This window comes from Metapseudomonas otitidis (assembly GCF_011397855.1).
In the GTDB taxonomy this organism is placed as follows: Bacteria; Pseudomonadota; Gammaproteobacteria; order Pseudomonadales; family Pseudomonadaceae; genus Metapseudomonas; species Metapseudomonas otitidis.
On sequence record NZ_AP022642.1, the window covers coordinates 2,873,154 to 2,889,620 of the forward strand.

Annotated in this window: 15 protein-coding genes and 1 pseudogene; 13 read left to right on the forward strand and 3 right to left on the reverse strand. The window is 65.8% G+C overall.

Features of this window, described 5'->3' with window-relative positions:
• Nucleotides 1–86 precede the first annotated feature (86 nt).
• From PotMrB4_RS13140 to PotMrB4_RS13160, 5 genes are all read left to right on the forward strand, one after another.
• The gene (locus PotMrB4_RS13140; RefSeq protein ID WP_172433527.1) at nt 87–800 is read left to right on the forward strand and encodes a hypothetical protein; all 714 of its coding nucleotides are present in this window, start codon (nt 87–89) and stop codon (nt 798–800) included.
• A 238-nt stretch (nt 801–1,038) separates the two neighbouring features.
• Complete coding sequence (locus tag PotMrB4_RS13145; RefSeq protein WP_172433528.1) at nt 1,039–1,755, forward strand: hypothetical protein; 717 nt, start codon at nt 1,039–1,041, stop codon at nt 1,753–1,755.
• A 2-nt stretch (nt 1,756–1,757) separates the two neighbouring features.
• Nucleotides 1,758–2,162 (forward strand): lysozyme inhibitor LprI family protein, encoded by a 405-nt coding sequence (locus PotMrB4_RS13150; RefSeq protein ID WP_232060851.1) that lies wholly within the window; start codon nt 1,758–1,760, stop codon nt 2,160–2,162.
• Between the two features lie 101 nt (nt 2,163–2,263).
• On the forward strand, nt 2,264–3,049 hold the full coding sequence (locus PotMrB4_RS13155; RefSeq protein ID WP_172433529.1) for a hypothetical protein: 786 nt from the start codon (nt 2,264–2,266) through the stop codon (nt 3,047–3,049).
• Nucleotides 3,050–3,308: 259 nt separating this feature from the next.
• Nucleotides 3,309–5,546 carry an ankyrin repeat domain-containing protein gene (locus PotMrB4_RS13160; RefSeq protein ID WP_172433530.1) on the forward strand — a complete coding sequence of 746 codons (2,238 nt, stop codon included), beginning with the start codon at nt 3,309–3,311 and terminating at the stop codon, nt 5,544–5,546.
• Nucleotides 5,547–6,139: 593 nt separating this feature from the next.
• Here PotMrB4_RS13160 and PotMrB4_RS13165 read toward each other — a convergent pair.
• Nucleotides 6,140–6,259 (reverse strand): annotated as a pseudogene (locus PotMrB4_RS13165) (helix-turn-helix domain-containing protein); the annotation flags it as partial.
• Nucleotides 6,260–6,267: 8 nt separating this feature from the next.
• On the opposite strand from PotMrB4_RS13165, the gene PotMrB4_RS13170 reads away from it, so the two are divergent.
• Both PotMrB4_RS13170 and PotMrB4_RS13175 read left to right on the forward strand, forming a co-directional pair.
• Nucleotides 6,268–6,489, forward strand: coding sequence for a hypothetical protein (locus PotMrB4_RS13170; RefSeq protein WP_172433531.1), 222 nt, complete (start codon nt 6,268–6,270; stop codon nt 6,487–6,489).
• A gap of 91 nt (nt 6,490–6,580) precedes the next feature.
• Nucleotides 6,581–7,048, forward strand: coding sequence for a tetratricopeptide repeat protein (locus PotMrB4_RS13175; RefSeq protein ID WP_172435085.1), 468 nt, complete (start codon nt 6,581–6,583; stop codon nt 7,046–7,048).
• A 97-nt stretch (nt 7,049–7,145) separates the two neighbouring features.
• On the opposite strand, the gene PotMrB4_RS13180 is transcribed toward PotMrB4_RS13175, so the two are convergent.
• Nucleotides 7,146–7,709, reverse strand: coding sequence for a DUF4124 domain-containing protein (locus PotMrB4_RS13180; protein WP_172433532.1), 564 nt, complete (start codon nt 7,707–7,709; stop codon nt 7,146–7,148).
• 118 nt (nt 7,710–7,827) lie between these two features.
• Entirely contained in the window at nt 7,828–8,598 is a 771-nt protein-coding gene (locus PotMrB4_RS13185; protein WP_172433533.1) for an AraC family transcriptional regulator, read from the reverse strand.
• A gap of 276 nt (nt 8,599–8,874) precedes the next feature.
• Here PotMrB4_RS13185 and PotMrB4_RS13190 point away from each other — a divergent pair, with 276 nt between their 5' ends.
• The 6 genes from PotMrB4_RS13190 to PotMrB4_RS13215 are packed head-to-tail and all read left to right on the forward strand — an operon-like array spanning nt 8,875 to nt 16,409.
• Nucleotides 8,875–10,497 carry an APC family permease gene (locus PotMrB4_RS13190; RefSeq protein WP_172433534.1) on the forward strand — a complete coding sequence of 541 codons (1,623 nt, stop codon included), beginning with the start codon at nt 8,875–8,877 and terminating at the stop codon, nt 10,495–10,497.
• Nucleotides 10,498–10,536: 39 nt separating this feature from the next.
• Nucleotides 10,537–11,568 carry an Ldh family oxidoreductase gene (locus tag PotMrB4_RS13195; protein ID WP_172433535.1) on the forward strand — a complete coding sequence of 344 codons (1,032 nt, stop codon included), beginning with the start codon at nt 10,537–10,539 and terminating at the stop codon, nt 11,566–11,568.
• Nucleotides 11,569–11,580: 12 nt separating this feature from the next.
• Nucleotides 11,581–12,507, forward strand: coding sequence for a 4-hydroxyproline epimerase (locus PotMrB4_RS13200; RefSeq protein WP_172433536.1), 927 nt, complete (start codon nt 11,581–11,583; stop codon nt 12,505–12,507).
• A gap of 45 nt (nt 12,508–12,552) precedes the next feature.
• The gene (locus tag PotMrB4_RS13205; protein WP_172433537.1) at nt 12,553–13,500 is read left to right on the forward strand and encodes a dihydrodipicolinate synthase family protein; all 948 of its coding nucleotides are present in this window, start codon (nt 12,553–12,555) and stop codon (nt 13,498–13,500) included.
• Nucleotides 13,501–13,557: 57 nt separating this feature from the next.
• A complete protein-coding gene (locus PotMrB4_RS13210; protein ID WP_172433538.1) occupies nt 13,558–15,135 on the forward strand; it encodes an aldehyde dehydrogenase (NADP(+)) in 1,578 nt (525 codons plus the stop codon).
• 2 nt (nt 15,136–15,137) lie between these two features.
• A complete protein-coding gene (locus PotMrB4_RS13215) occupies nt 15,138–16,409 on the forward strand; it encodes an NAD(P)/FAD-dependent oxidoreductase (RefSeq protein ID WP_172433539.1) in 1,272 nt (423 codons plus the stop codon).
• Nucleotides 16,410–16,467: the final 58 nt, after the last annotated feature.

Sequence of the window (16,467 nt, forward strand, 5' to 3'; positions counted from 1 at the left end):
GTGAAGTTATCGTCCTTTGACACTGAAGTTCGGTTGGTATCTTCAGCGGTGAATGTGGTGCGTTTGGTGGAAGGCGAGGAGTTTTTATGAGCGTCTCAGAGGTAGCGCGTCGTTGTGCTGCTGACAGGCTTCGCAGCTGTTTGAGTGCGATTTTTATCTGCATGGCTCTTGTTGCTTGTGGCAAGGAAAGACCCGCGACCAATAGCCCCGAGTACCGCGCGGCGCATGGGATTGTGGAGGGTGAGGCCAACACGGTTGAGGTCAGCGGGGCGTCGTTTCGGGTACCCAGCGATGTGGAGTTCGAGGTCTATTCGACGGAGGAGATACGCCCGGGCAAGGCAGACGAGTTGACTCTTCTGCTCTTCATAGATCAGGCGGGCATTCATAAAGGGAGTCCACCACCAGCCACTCGAGACAGTCGGGTGAGAGTTGAAATCTCGAAAATGGGTGATCCGAATGGAAAATCCTATTTCGAGGGTGAAAAACAGAGAGCCCGTGACCCTATTGCTCGCCCCGAATTGGGGCTTGTCGAATATCCATTGAAAGTGCCTGCAGCCCAGGCCGAATTCTCCGGAACCTTTGTTTTCGTGGCTGCTGAAGGCGCACGGGGGAATGGCAGGGAGTTCTATTGCTCAGTGGGGCGGCCGAGCGAGTTGAAGGAAAGAAATGGCAGTTGTCGAGCTTACTACTTTCTACCTTCAGGGCTGATGGTGCAGGTTTTCTTCGAATACAGCGCTCTTGTGAATTGGGAAGTCATCATGGGTGAAGTTCGTCGAGAATTGGAAAGCATCGAGAAATAGAGTTAAAGCGCAAGGAGGTGTGCTCTGAGTGATATCTATCTTAAGGATGAGTAGATTTTGAGGTCAGGGTGATGAAAGTTTGACTCCGCTTCAAGTGGTGGGCATGCACGCCTTAATCAAAAGCTTTCTGGCTTTCGCCTCTGAGATGACGTTTGAAGCGATTGTCATTTGTGCCTGTCGCCTTGCTTAAGTAGAGGTGTCTGTTAAAAGTATTGATTAGGGGGTGTTGATTTTTAGGATGGATAAGAAAAGTCCCGGGTGTTTGTTAGGCCGTTTTACTGTTGTTGCTATGTTCTTGCTGGTCGTGGGTTGTGGGGAGAAAGAGCCTTCGGTCAATACGCCGGAGTACCGTGCTGCTCATGGGATTGTTGAGGGGAATGTCAATATTGTTGAGATAAGTGGGGTGCTATTCCGTTTGCCAGAAGACACGGATTTTGATGTTTATTCCTCTGGAGTTATTCAGCCAGGGCGGGCGGATAGATTAACCATTAGGCTCTATATGGATCGCCGCGGGCTACGCGATAGGAAAAATTTTTCGACTGAAGGCCTAACATGGATCGATATTTCAAGAATGGGTGATCCGAACGGGAGAAAAAATTTACAGATAGAGCAGGAAAGACTTGGGTTGCCAACTGTGCGCCCCTCTCTTGGTTTAATCGAATACCCACTGCAAGAGCCTGTTTCTCAGGCTGAATACTCTGGCTCCTATATCTACGTTCCATATGGTGAGGCTAAAGGGAGTGTCAGGGAGTTATATTGCACCGTGGCATGGCCAAAGGATCCCGACAAGGTAAACGGGGACTGCAGGGCATCTTACTACCTGGACTCCGGTTTGCTGGTGCAGGTTCTCTTTCCATACAGGGCTCTTGTGAATTGGCAATCGATCATGAAGGCTGCTGTTGAGGAAGTGGAGCGAATCGAATTTAAGGCCAGCGCGCGAGGAGGTGCTTTGTGAACATGTCGCCACGCATGGCTTTGCTCACCCTTGCATGGGCCCTTTGTGGAGCGAGTCAGGCTCGGGGCGCTGAAAGTGAGATCGAGGGCTGCTTCAACCTGAGCAATGATCAGGTCGTGGCGTGCATCGAGCCGCTTCATCAACGCTCGGAAGACGAACTCAATGCGACGGTGCAAGGCATTCGCGCTCGTTTGAAGGTGGATCTTCAACTCTTTGACGCGGCCCAACGTGCCTGGCTGGAATTCCGCAGCCGCGAATGTGCCGTTCAGTCAATTACGGCACGGGGTTATCGCGACCCGGAGAGGCAGGAGGTACTGCTTCTCAAGGCTTGCCAGGTGGAATTGAATAATGCACGCATTCAGGGGCTCAAGCGGCTCCAGTTGTACTGTGATAACTGCCTGCACTAGGTCGATTAACCCTGCATTCAAGCTCGGTTCGTCAGGAAGTTAAAAGCATGTTCTGCAAGGCTGGCCGGAGTCAGCACTGTACCTTTGATCAAGGATGACCGATGTCAGCATCAACTCGCCGATTCGAGAAACGACTGCTTGCAGCGGCACTGGCTGTCGTATTTGCCCTGCTCCTGTCCCTCGCCGCTTACGCCTTGAACCGGGTCCATCGTCTCGATGAGGGCATCTGCATGGCTGTGGATCGTGCCCTCAGTCCCGAGGAACATCGTCAGGTCTTGCTGCGCAGCCTGGTGCGACTGGGAATGGAGAACAGCCGCATCCATGATAAGTACCTGGGCGGGCAGAAGCTCAAGACTGGTGTCATTCGCAACCCGCCACGCTATGACTTCTCGAAGCTCATGGAAGCGTTCTCGCGCAACGACCGCTCGTTCGAAGTGAACTTCTCCATCGAGCCGATTGCGCCGCAGCGCTCCGGTTTCGACCTACGCAGTCTGCATGAGCCCTACGTGCTGGTGAGCTACCGGAAAGATGACTCCGGTGGCGCCCGTCTCCTGGATACCCGCCAGGTAGAAAAGCTCGATCCGGTCGCCGCGGCGAAGCTGGACTACAGCCCAAGCCTTTATGAGCGGTTCCGTGGTTTCGGTCGGCACTTCTACCGCGTGAGCTACACCTTCCTTGATACGGGCTGCTGCGACAGTGCGCATGCTGGCGAGTCGCACCCGGACTACCTCGCAAGAAAACGCCGCGAATACTGGGAATGGCAGGAGTCCTTCGACCGCGGCCTGGTCAACCACCAGTGGAGTGTCGCAGCCTCGAACTGTGGTGAGGTGCTAACCGAGGAGGATGAAACGGGAGTGGGGACGCGTGATGCCAGGCGACTGTTTTGAATCATTGCCGGTCCAGGGCGGAAAACGCTATACAGCGGCCCTGATCAAGCCCCCGATACAAGGATGTTCGATGCGCCACCGCTTGCGGTTTTGCCTTCCCATGATGTTTTTGCTTGGCGCCACAAAGGCCGCTGAGGAGCCTGCACGCCCTGTGTTGGTCAGGTCTTGGTTTACCCCGGTACTGATCGAAGGCACAAGCATGCCCACTTGTTCATATGAGTGCTCAGTCCTGAGCATGTTTCCGAGTACAAGGTGTTCCATGCACTTCAAGTCGTTGCTTTGCCTTTCCCTGATGTTGCTGTTTGGTGCCGTCCAGGCTGCCGAAGAATATGTCCCTCCGGCACCGCATAAAACCTGGTTCACCCCGACCCTGGTCGAGGGCAAGGGGGCGTTCTGTGAGCAGGCGTTGAAGGAGGCGAAGGCGTATTTCCTCACGCGTGGGCGCTGGGCCGACTTCTCGATGCGTGGCTTCGAAGCGGTGGATGGCACGCCTGCCGGACTCAACGACGGCCAGGGGCCGCTGGTATTCAATACCTATACCCACCCCGGGTGCGGGGGTGGTTGTGCGCGCTACCAGGTGGTGGCTTCCCGGGAGGCCCTGCGGGATGCCGGTCGATGGGACGAACTCGACAGGCTGGTGCAGCAGGGCCCGTCGCCGGCGCGCCACCTGAATTTGTTCCGGCGTGACAAGGGCGGGTTCTACAGCATCGCCAGCCAGAGCGACGGCACCCCTGGCACGCTCGAAATCAACGAACTGCAGAGCGACCTGCGCTGGGGCAATGCCTGCCGTATCCGTGTGATCCCCGACGGTTCGGCGTTGACCGGCAACGTGCCGGCCGAGGTGAGGCGAGCCTTGTCGGAGCTGTCGCACGCTTCGTCCGGGTGGAGCCGGAGTTATGGCTATGGCTGTGGAAGCCTGACCCCGAACTGGCTCAGGGATGAGAAGAGGATGTTGAGCACGGCTGAGGTGTATTACCGGCCCTGGGCTCGTGGCCTGTCTGGCACCGGTGATGCGCCCTATGCGTTCAACCTTGTGGCACTGCAGCGTTGGGCCGCCACGGGTGTACTGGAATACCGGGTGACGCAGGACTACCAGGCGAAAATGGACCAGGCCATCAAGGCAGTGGCGGGCTTCTACAAGCAGCGTTTCGGCTGGTCGCCAGAGCAGGCGCAGGCAATGTCCAGCATGGCCTTGCAGTCGGCCATCAGCAGCGGGATGGGGTTTTCCTCCTCTGACCGCAACCGCTTCTTCCCTGATTCCGAGTTGGCTCTGCGCAACGCCATTCTCGCCCATCGCCCCATGGACGAAATCCGCGCCATCGAAGGCCAGGTCCGTGACCTGTCCATCGCCATCGAATACCCCGAGGCGCTGGCGTACCTGATCGAGCAGGGTGCCGACGTCAACCAGGCCAACGCCTTCGGCAAGACGGCGCTGATGTACGCCGCCCATTACAACCAACTCGAATCTGCGCGCATCCTGCTGGCGCGAGGTGCCTATCCCAATGCGGTGACGGTCCTTCCCGAGGACGACTGCTACTACACCATCACCACCCGCAACATGACCGCGCTGCACTATGCGGCGCGCTACGCTTCGCCGGCGCTGGTGCGGCTGCTGGTGGATAACGGGGCCGAGCCCTTCATCCAGGCCCATCGCGAGGGGGAGGAGGGGAGTACGCCGCTGGACTGGCTGCACCGATACACCGCGGCGAATGCCGAGGAGCCGAACCCGAACATCGACCCGGACCAGATAGCGGAGGTCGAAGCATTGCTGCAGCCGCCTACGAACGAGGCCTTGCAGGCGCGTGCCAAGCGGCTGGTGCTGGAGGGCGAGAAGGCCTATGGCGCAGGCGATCTCAAGCACGCGCTGCGCACGCTGAACCTCGCGATCAACATCCAGCCGCATAACGAGCGGGCCCTGAGCGACCTGTCCCTGGTGGCGTTGCGCGATGGTGATCTCGGCGTATCGCTGCAGGCCGGGCAGGCGCTGATCGACAGCAGCAAGGACGCCAGGCTGCTGGCCAATGCCTGGTTCAACCAGGGGCTGGCCTGTGATGCCTCGGACAGTTCATGGCCCTTCTACAACGGCACGCGCTACTGCGATGCGAGCGCGGTATACGCCTATTACCAGGCGCTGGCGGCCCACCGCACGGAGGCGCGCGCGGCCAAGCTGCTGCAGGCGCTGCAAGCAGTGCCTGACGTTGAGGTGCACAGGTTCCTGTTCGAGGGCAGTGAAGTTCGCATGGTGCAGAGGTACGGGCCGGATCATTCGTCCCTTTATCTCTACCTGCTGCATCCCCGCGGCCTCGTGATACCTACCGAACGCATCGGCTGGACGCTGTCGAGCGAGAGCAAGGGCATACGGGAGATCACGCCCTCGTCAGTGGGGCGCGAGGTGCTGGACGATGATTGGGCTCTGACCGTGCTGCGGCGTGACGCGCGCGTCGATGTCGGTTCCCTGCACATCCGCCCGGCAACGCCGGGTAGCGGGGCCCTGTAACGCCACTTCGGCCCGCCCAGCCACTTCTTCTCCAATTCCACCAGCCGGCCATTCGCCCGCATCGTCTCCAGCGCCTGCTGCCAGCGGGCGACGATGTTGGCGTCGGTCTGCCGGGAGAGGGCGATGTAGTTGCCCTGGTGCGCCATCGACACGGCTTAGCACCGCTGCTCGGGGGCGAGGCATTCCTCGAGGGCCATGGCTTCGACGCTGAGGGTGATGGCGGAGGTTTGGTCGGCGCGTGCGTAGAGTGCGGTCTCGACCTCCAGCAGCGGGTCGACCAGTTGGAAGTCGGCCTCGCGCCCCAGGTGCGAAGGATGGTGAAGAAGGCTACTTCCAGGCTTTCGCGAGTGACCAGCAGCAGCGGTACTACCGGTCTCCTGGGCTCTCCGGTTCCGCGCGGCGGGAGTGGCGTCAGCACCACGGAGTCCAGTTCGATCGCTTGTAGCGCTCGGTCACCTGCTTCTCATCCCAATGCTTGTCGCGGAAGACGCTCGGCTCGTGGACCAGGGTCGGCAGGTTGCTCTTGCGTTCCATACGCACGGTGGTGACGCCGAATACCAAGAACCACGCAGGGGCGAGGCGGTGGGCGCACGCTAATTAGTCCCCGCCCATCGCCCGCCGTACTGCCGTGGCGTGAAGCCGGTGAGCTGCTTGTACTTCCGGCTGAAGGCGCTGTGGTCGGTGTAGTCGCATTGCAGGGCGACGTCGGTGGGTGATAGACGTGCTGGGTTCGGCCGACGCCATCACCGTGCAGGACTGGTACGCAGGCGCGGCGCAGAAACTGGACGCGGTGCAAGCCGGCAGCTCCACGCTCTACGCCAATCAGCTGGAAAACCTGGTCAACGCCATGGCCGCCTTCGGTGCACCGCAGGGCGGGGAGATGAACCTGACCCAGGCTCAGCGGGATCAGCTGAACCAGATCATCGCGGTGAACTGGCAGTAGGTGTAAGGCTGTAGCGAATGAAACAGCCCGCCTGATGGCGGGCTGTTTTTTAGCGTGAAAATTGCTCGCCTGACATCAAGGAGCTGAGTCCATGCATGACATCACCGATACCGAATCCGTAATACGAGAAGCGGAACGATTGCTGGATGAGGGGGACCCGCAGGTGGCACGCTCGATCCTCGCTCCCTACGTCGCGCAGCGAGTACCCGCGGCGCTGTTTCTCTATTCGTCGGTCAGTGCTCCCGGGGAGGGTATCGAGGCGTTCGAACGCAGAAGCTTCGAGATGCTCAGTGAGGCCGCTGAGCTGGGCTATGCCCCCGCAATCACTGCCTTGGCGAAGTGCTTCGATACAGGGGATCGGGTTGAGCAGGATTGCCAGCGGGCAGCCATCCTGTTCGAGCAGGCTGCTGCCTGTGGCCACCCGCAGGCGAAGCTTTATCACGGGTTGAATCTGTTCTATGGCTCGAATGGCATCAGGGCAGACCGGAAAGAGGCCATACGACTGTTGCAAGAGGCTGCAGCCGAGGGTGTGCAAGATGAGCGGACATCCCTCAGTTGATGGGCGCCCCAACCGGCTTCGGTGCGAGGAGTGGGGTAGACGCTGAGCGTTAAGCCCTGCTGCCGCCGGTAGTGCGTCTCTGCCCTGTGGCCACACGCTACCTGACGCGGTAAAGCACCAGCGTTCCGAGGTTGATCAGGCGACCTGGTACGTAACGCTCGACCACCAGCCGTTCTTCCCAGCGCTTCTCGTGGAGGGCATCCGGCTCATGGATGATGGTCAACAGATTGCCCTTGAGCTTGAAGCGCAGTGTGGTCTGGACGCGGTTACGGATCGCCATGCCCTTGCGGTCCATGCGCAGGGTGTTTGAGCCGAATACCCAGTAGCCTCGCAGGGGGGAGTCGAAATCCAGATCCGACCATTTGCCTTGCAGATCGGCCAGGGTCAGCAGTGGTGGGCTGGCCTTCTCGGCTGCTTCGTAACTCGCCTGTGCGTCTGCTCTCGGAAGGGCACTCTTTCCGGGTTGCTCGGCACTGTCGGTTGTCTTGGCCGGAGATGGGGTTTCATGCGCGATCACTTCCTGATTTTCAGGTGTGCCGCAGGGCCGGTCGGAGAACTGGGTCGTGCCATCGGCCACCTTGCACTTGAAGATGGCGGCTGAGGCCGAAGCGACGGGTGCGAGGAGCAAGGCAGAGGCAAGCAGGGCGCTGACAAGTTGCATTGAACATCCATGTAGTCGTGAGGGGTGTCGGATTCTACCTGTTGCTCCGGGATGCGACAGCACTCTGCACAGGGCCGGCGTGCAAGAGTTGCCCGCTCGATGGGGGCCTGTATGACTCTCACTCCATCGCCTGCCGGTACTGCCGTGGCGTAAAGCCGGTGAGCTGCTTGAACTGGCGGCTGAAGGCGCTGTGGTCGGTGTAGCCGCATTGCAGGGCGACGTCGGTGATGGGCAGGTCGGTCTGCAGCAGGCGGTGGGCGTGTTCCAGGCGCGCCTTGCTGATCATCTGCCGGGGCGTGAGGTGGAACACCCGCTTGCAGTGGCGCTCCAGCTGGGCGACGGAGAGGCGGGCGATGCGGGTGAGGGTCTCCAGGGTGATGGGCTCGTGGAAGTGCGTGCGGATGTGCTCGTCCACGGCGGCCAGGCGTTCGTAGGCGGGGTGGGTGGCGCTGGCCGATTGCAGGTCCACCGAGATGCCCACCAGGCCGATCACCTGCCCGGCGCGGTCGTGCAGGGGGCGTTTGTGAGTCAGGCACCAGCCGGGCTCGCGGCTGCCGTAGAGGTGCAGCTCCAGCTGGTCCTCCAGCACCTGGCCCTGTTCCAGCACGCGGCGGTCCTGCTCGGTGTAGCCGGGGCCGAGCTGGGCGGGGAAGACCTCGGCGCTGGTCTTGCCCAGCAGCGGTTGCAAGGCCTTCAGGCCGCAGCGCTGGACCAGGGTGCGGTTGGCCAGCAGGTAACGCGCCTGGGTGTCCTTGATGAAGATCGCCGCATTGGGGATCGCATCCAGCATCGGCAACAGCAGCCGTGCGCTGGCCAGCAGCGCGTCCATGCTCTCGGGGCGTTCCAGCCCCTCGTCGGCGAACAGTCCTTCCAGCGGGTTCTGCGGCATCGTCCTGCCTCCCAGTGCGCGGCGAGCCGGCAGGTTGCCGCAGGCGGCCAGGGCCTGTCGAGCCTTGCCCGGCCATTCCGCCGACTGTGCCGATTTCGTCATGGGAACCGAGGAAATGCATCAAGCCCGCAGGCGCCCGGGCGGGCCAACCTATGGCCGTTGCAGACCTCGGGGCGCAGTCGCACCGGTTCGTCTCCGTGCCTGATTCGTCGCCAGGCCCCGGTGCTGCACAGGGATCTCTCCAGCCCATCCAATAACGCACAAGAAGGCTACGCCATGTCTGGAAAGTTCAAGAAACAGCTGTCCCTGACGGACCTCACCTTCATCGGCCTGGGGGCCATCTTCGGCTCCGGCTGGCTGTTCGCGGCCAGCCACGTCTCCGCCATCGCAGGCCCGGCGGGCATCTTCTCCTGGCTCCTCGGCGGCTTCGCGGTGCTGCTGCTGGGCATCATCTACTGCGAGCTGGGGGCGGCGCTGCCGCGTGCCGGCGGGGTGGTGCGCTACCCGGTGTTCTCCCACGGCCCGCTGCTGGGCTACCTGATGGGCTTCATCACGCTGATCGCCTTCTCCAGCCTGGTGGCGATCGAGGTGGTCGCCTCCCGCCAGTACGCGGCGGCCTGGTTCCCGGGCCTCACCGAGGCGGGCTCCAGCGACCCGACGCTGATCGGCTGGCTGGTGCAGTTCGGCCTGCTGTGCCTGTTCTTCTGGCTCAACTACCGCAGCGTCAAGACCTTCGCCCGCGCCAACAACCTGGTCAGCGTGTTCAAGTTCATCGTGCCGCTGCTGGTCATCGGCGTGCTCTTCACCTTCTTCAAGCCCGAGAACTTCCAGGTGCAGGGCTTCGCGCCGTTCGGCCTCTCGGGCATCGAGATGGCGGTGTCGGCCGGCGGCATCATCTTCGCGTACCTGGGGCTGACGCCGATCATCTCGGTGGCCAGCGAGGTGAAGAACCCGCAGCGCACCATCCCCATCGCGCTGATCCTCTCGGTGCTGCTCTCCACCGCCATCTACGTGCTGCTGCAGGTGGCCTTCCTCGGCGCGGTGCCGACCGAGCTGCTGGCCAACGGCTGGGCCGGGATGTCCAAGGAGTTCGCCCTGCCGTACCGCGACATCGCCCTGGTGCTCGGCGTGGGCTGGCTGGCCTACCTGGTGGTGGCCGACGCGGTGGTCTCGCCCAGCGGCTGCGGCAACATCTACATGAACGCCACGCCGCGGGTGATCTACGGCTGGGCGCAGACCGGCACCTTCTTCCGCCTATTCACCCGCATCGACGAAGGCTCCGGCATCCCGCGCCCGGCGCTGTGGCTGACCTTCGGCCTGTCGGTGTTCTGGACCCTGCCGTTCCCCTCCTGGGAGGCGCTGATCAACGTGGTGTCCGCCGCCCTGGTGCTGAGCTACGCGGTGGCGCCGGTGACGGTGGCGGCCCTGCGCCGCAACGCGCCGGACATGCCGCGCCCGTTCCGCGTGCGGGGCCTGGCGGTGATGGGGCCGCTGTCCTTCGTGATCGCCGCGCTGATCGTCTACTGGTCCGGCTGGGGCACCGTGTCCTGGCTGCTGAGCCTGCAGATCCTGATGTTCGTGATCTACCTGCTGTGCCGCCGCTTCGTGCCCACCGAGCACCTGGGCATCGCCCAGCAGGTGCGCTCGTCCGCCTGGCTGATCGGCTTCTACGCCGTGACCCTGCTGCTCTCCTGGCTGGGCAGCTTCGGCGGCCTGGGCGTGCTCGGCCACCCCTACGACACCCTCGCCGTGGCCGCCTGTGCCCTGGGCATCTACCACTGGGGCGCCACCACCGGCGTGCCGGCCGAGCTGATCCGCCTCAGCGGCGAGGACGAAAGCGAGGAGGGCACCGATGCGGACGCCGCGCCTTCCGCCACGGCCTTCCCCGGCCGCGCCTAGCCCATTGTCTGCAACCCGATGACCGGAAGGAGTCTGGCCATGAACGACCTCATCAACCTCAGCCTCGACCAGGTGCACGCCCTGGCACTGCGTGCGCTGACCGTCAACGGCATGGGCGAGGACCATGCCCGCGCCATCGCCGATACCATCACCCGGGGCCAGCGTGACGAATGCCATTCCCACGGCCTGTACCGGGTGCTGGTGTGCGTGCACTCGCTGCGCAGCGGCAAGGTGGACCCGCATGCCCAACCAAGGGTGAGCCGCCCGGCGCCGGCCATCGTCCGCGTCGATGCGCAGCGGGGCTACTCGCTGCTGGCGCTGCAGACCGGCATGCCGCTGCTGGTGGAGCAGGCCCGCGAGCTGGGCGTCGCCGCCCTGGTGATCCGCAACTGCTTCCACTTCTCCGCGCTGTGGCCGGAGGTGGAGGCCATCGCCGCCGAAGGGCTGGTTGGGCTGGCCATGACCCCCAGCCACGCCTGGGTGGCGCCGGAGGGCGGCCGCCAGGGGGTGTTCGGCACCAACCCGCTGGCCTTCGCCTGGCCCCGCGAGGGGCGCGAGCCCTTCGTCTTCGACTTCGCCACCAGCGCCATCGCCCGGGGCGATATCGAGCTGCATGCCCGCCAGGGCAAGCCGATTCCCCTGGGCTGGGGGCTGGATGCCGAAGGGCAGCCCAGCACCGATGCGCGGGCCGTGCTGGAGGGCGCCATGCAGACCTTCGGCGGCCACAAGGGCTCGGCCCTGGCAGCGATGATCGAGCTGATGGCCGGCGCGCTGATCGGCGACCTCACCAGCGCCGAGTCCCTGGCCTTCGACGGCGGTGCCGGTGCCACGCCGCTCCATGGCGAGCTGCTGCTGGCCTTCGACCCCGCGCGCTTTCTCGGCGGCGAGCTGGAGGCCGGCCGGCAGCGGGCCGAGGCGCTGTTCGCCGCCATCACCGGCCAGGGCGCACGGCTGCCGTCGCAGCGGCGTTTCGCCGCCCGCCAGCGCAGCGAACGCGAAGGCGTCCGGGTCGGCCGGGCGCTGCTGGACGACATCCAGCGCCTGATCGACCACCCCCATTCCCCGACCTGACGGAGCCGCCCCATGAAGCGCATCCATGTCATCGATTCCCACACCGGCGGCGAACCCACGCGCCTGGTGATGGACGGCTTTCCCGAACCCGCCGGCCGCACCCTGGCCGAGCAGCGCGACAGCCTGCGCGAGCACCACGACCATTGGCGCCGCGCCTGCCTGCTGGAGCCCCGCGGCAACGACGTGCTGGTGGGCGCGCTGTACCGCCCGCCGGTGACGCCGGGCGCCACCTGCGGGGTGATCTTCTTCAACAACGCCGGCTACCTCGGCATGTGCGGCCACGGCACCCTCGGCCTGGTGGCGTCCCTCCGGCACCTGGGGCTGATGGCCCCCGGCGAGCACCGCATCGACACGCCGGTGGGCACCGTCAGCGCCACCCTCCACGAGGACGGCAGCGTCACCCTCGGCAACGTGCCGGCCTACCGCCATCGCCGGCAGGTGCCGGTGGAGGTGCCCGGCCATGGCGTGGTCCACGGCGACATCGCCTGGGGCGGCAACTGGTTCTTCCTGGTCAACGACCACGGCCAGCGCCTGGAGCTGGACAACGTCGAGGCCCTGACCGGCTACACCTGGGCGATGCTGCGGGCCCTGGAGGCCCAGGGCATCCACGGCGAGGGCGGGGCGCTGATCGACCACGTCGAGCTGTTCGCCGCCGACGCCGAGGCCGACAGCCGCAACTTCGTCATGTGCCCCGGCAAGGCCTACGACCGTTCCCCCTGCGGCACCGGCACCAGCGCCAAGCTGGCCTGCCTGGCGGCGGACGGCAAGCTCGCCCCCGGCCAGCGCTGGGTGCAGGCCAGCATCACCGGCAGCCGCTTCGAGGGGCACTACGAGTGGGAGGGCGAGCGCATCCGTCCCTTCATCACCGGGCGTGCCCACCTCACCGCCGACTGCACCCTGCTCATCGACGAGCAGGACCCCTTCGCCTGGGGCATCTGAGCCCCGTTTTCCCGAACCCTGAATCCCTGCTCAAGGAGCGACAGCATGAACATCGATATCTACCGTGGCTGCATCCCCGCCCTCATGACCCCCTGCACCGACGCACGCCAGCCGGACTACGACGCCCTGGTGGCCAAGGGCCGCGAACTGGTCCAGGCCGGCATGAGCGGCGTGGTCTACTGCGGCTCCATGGGCGACTGGCCCCTGCTCAGCGAGGCCCAGCGCCAGGAAGGCGTGGCACGCCTGGTGAAGGCCGGCGTACCCACCATCGTCGGCACCGGCGCGGTGAGCACCCGCGAGGCGGTGGCCCACGCCGCCCATGCCGCCAAGGTCGGCGCCCAGGGGCTGATGGTGATCCCGCGGCTGCTGTCCCGCGCGGCCTCGCCGGCGGCGCAGAAGGCGCATTTCACGGCCGTGCTGCAGGCCGCGCCGGAGCTGCCGTCGGTGATCTACAACAGCCCGTACTACAGCTTCTCCACCCGCGCCGACCTGTTCTTCGAGCTGCGTGGGCAGCACCGCAACCTGATCGGCTTCAAGGAATTCGGCGGCGCCGACGCCATGCGCTACGCCGCCGAGCACATCACCTCGCGGGATGACGAGGTGATCCTCATGGCCGGCGTCGACACCCAGGTGTTCCACGGCTACGTCAACTGCAACGCCACCGGCACCATCACCGGCATCGGCAACGTGCTGCCCCGCGAGGTGCTGCAGCTGGTCTCGCTGAGCCGCCAGGCCGCCCAGGGCGATGCCCGCGCACGCCGCCAGGCCCTGGAGCTGAGCGCGGCGCTGGACGTGCTCTCGTCCTTCGACGAGGGCTGCGACCTGGTGCTGTTCTACAAGTACCTGATGGTGCTCAACGGCGACCGCGAGTACCGCCTGCACTTCAACGAAGGCGACGCCCTCAGCGACTCCCAGCGCCGCTACGCCGAGCAGCAGTACAGCCTGTTCCGCCAGTGGTACGCCAACTGGACCGCCGAGCAGAACCTCGCCTGAACCCGCCCGCCCCGCCGCCCTTGGGCGGTGGGGCCCACCCGCCATCCAGGATGCCCCATGACCCTCACAGGCAAGATGCTGATCGGCGGCGCAGCGGTGCCCGGCACCCGCGACGCTCTCCACGCCATTGACCCGGCCACCGGCCAACACCTGCAACCCGCCTACCCGGGCGCCAGCCGCCAGCAGGTGGAACAGGCCTGCACCCTGGCCTGGGCTGCCTTCGACCCGTACCGGAACACCTCGCCGGCCGCCCGCGCGGCCTTCCTCGACGCCATCGCCGATGCCATCGAAGCGCTGGGCGAGGCGCTGATCGAGCGCGCCATGGCCGAGACGGGGCTGCCCCAGGCGCGCCTGCAGGGCGAGCGCGGCCGCACCTGCCAGCAACTGCGCACCTTCGCCCGCACCCTGCGCGCGGGTGAGTGGCTGGACGTGCGCATCGACCGCGCGCAACCCCAGCGCCAACCCCTGCCACGGCCCGACCTGCGCCAGCGCCAGGTGCCCCTGGGGCCGGTGGCGGTGTTCGGTGCCAGCAACTTCCCCCTGGCCTTCTCCGTGGCCGGCGGCGACACCGCCTCGGCCCTGGCCGCCGGCTGCCCGGTGGTGGTCAAGGCCCATGGCGCCCACCCCGGCACCAGCGAGCTGGTGGGGCAGGCGGTGGCCCGCGCGGTCGAGCGCTGCGGCATGCCCGAAGGCGTGTTCTCGCTGCTGTTCGGCGCCGGTCGGGAAGTGGGCCTTGGCCTGGTGACGGACCCGCGCATCAAGGCGGTCGGCTTCACCGGCTCGCGCAGCGGTGGCCTCGCCCTGTGCCAGGCGGCCCAGGCGCGGCCGGAGCCGATCCCGGTCTATGCCGAGATGAGTTCGATCAACCCGGTGCTGCTGTTTCCCGCCGCCTTGCAGGCCCGTGGCGCGGCCCTGGCGCAAGGCTTCATCGCCTCACTGACCCTGGGCGCCGGGCAGTTCTGCACCAACCCGGGTCTGCTCATTGCGCCTCGCGGAGCGGCGCTGGATGCCTTCCTCGCCCACGCCGCCGAACAGCTGCGCCCGTGCAAGGCCCAGGTGATGCTCACCCCCGGCATCCACCAGGCCTACGCGGCCGGGGTCGCAACCCTGGCCCGCCACCCGCAGGTGCGCCGGGTCGCCAGCGGCGAACCCGGGGACGGGCCGAACCGCTGCCAGGCGCAGCTGTTCGTCACCGATGCCGAGGCCTTCCTCGCCGACCCGCAGTTGCACGGCGAGGTCTTCGGCGCGGCGGCGCTGGTGGTGCAGTGCGAGGGCGCAGAGCAGGTGTCCCGCATCCTCGATGCCCTGGAGGGCCAGCTCACCGCCACCCTGCACCTGGACGACGCCGACCTCGATGCCGCCCACGCGCTGTTGCCGACCCTGGAGCGCAAGGCCGGCCGCGTGTTGGTCAACGGCTGGCCGACCGGGGTGGAGGTGTGCGACGCCATGGTCCACGGCGGGCCGTTCCCGGCCACCTCGGATGCCCGTTCCACCTCGGTGGGCACCGCCGCCATCCAGCGCTTCCTGCGCCCGGTGTGCTACCAGGGCTTCCCCGATGCCTTGCTGCCGGCGGCGCTGCGCGAGGCCAATCCCCTTGGGTTGCGGCGGCTGCTCGACGGCGAGCGGGAGGCCTGAACATGGGCGATCTCCAGCCAGCGGATGTTGATGTCGCGGTGGTCGGTGCCGGTGTCATCGGTGTCGCCTGCGCCCTGCAGCTCGCGCGCCAGGGGCTGCGGGTGCAGGTGTTCGACCCGGACGGCGTGGGGCAGGGCGCCTCCTTCGGCAACGCCGGGCACCTGGCCACCGAGCAGGTGTTCCCCATCGCCGACCTGTCGATCCTCAAGCGCCTGCCGGGCATGCTCCTCGACCCCATGGGCCCGCTGCGCCTGGACTGGACCTACCTGCCGCGCGCCACCCCCTGGTTCCTGCGCCTGCTGCTCAACCTGCGGGCAGCGCCCTTCGCCCGCACCGTGGCCGGCCTGCGGGCCCTCAACGAGGCCAGCCTGGGCGCCTGGCGCCGCCTGCTGCTGGCCATCGAGCGGCCCGACCTGCTGCGCGAGGACGGCTCGCTGCTGGTGTACGAGCAGGACGCCTCCCGCGTGGCGCTGCAGGCTCTCCAGGCGCGCATGGCCGGGCAGGGCGTGCCGGTGGAATCCTGGGGGGCGGAGGCCGTTCACGCGGCGGCGCCCCAGCTCAGCGAGGGGATTCGCGGCGGGCTGTTCTTCCCGGCCACCGGGCACTTCATCGACCCGCACCGCGTGGTCGTCGAACTGGCGCGGGCGGCCGAGGTGCTGGGCGTCACCTTCCATCGCCAGCGCGTGCTCGACGGCCAGCAGCTGGGGGAGGGCGTCGTCCTGAGGCTGGACGGCGGCAGCCTGCGCGCCCGCCAGGTGCTGCTGGCCTGCGGCGCCCACTCCGCGCCGCTCACCGAACGCCTCAGCGGCACGCGGGTGCCGCTGGACACCGAGCGCGGCTACCACCTGATGCTGCCCCGGGAGCAGGGGCGGCTGCCGTTCGCCGTCACCAGCCTCGAACGGCGCTTCATCATGACGCCCATGGCCGGCGGCCTGCGCCTGGCCGGCACCGTGGAGTTCGCCGGGCTGGAGAAGCCGGCGAACATGCCCCGCGCCTGGCAGCTGCACCGCCTCAGCCAGGGGCTGTTCCGCGACGAGCTGGACACCGAAGGCGCCAGCCCCTGGATGGGCTTCCGCCCCTCGCTGCCGGACTCGCTGCCGATCATCGACCGGGTGGGCGAGGGCCGCGTCCTGCTCGCCTTCGGCCACCAGCACCTCGGGCTGACCCAGGCCGCCGTCACCGCCGAATACATCGGCCAACTGGCCCAGGGGCAGGCCGTGGCGGGGCTGGAGGCGTACCGGCTGGGGCGCTTCGGCGGGCCGAGGAAGGGCTGAACCGCGTCACGGAAACCAACGGGTCGTGATTGACGGCAAAGGGCCAAAGGCGTCTGCT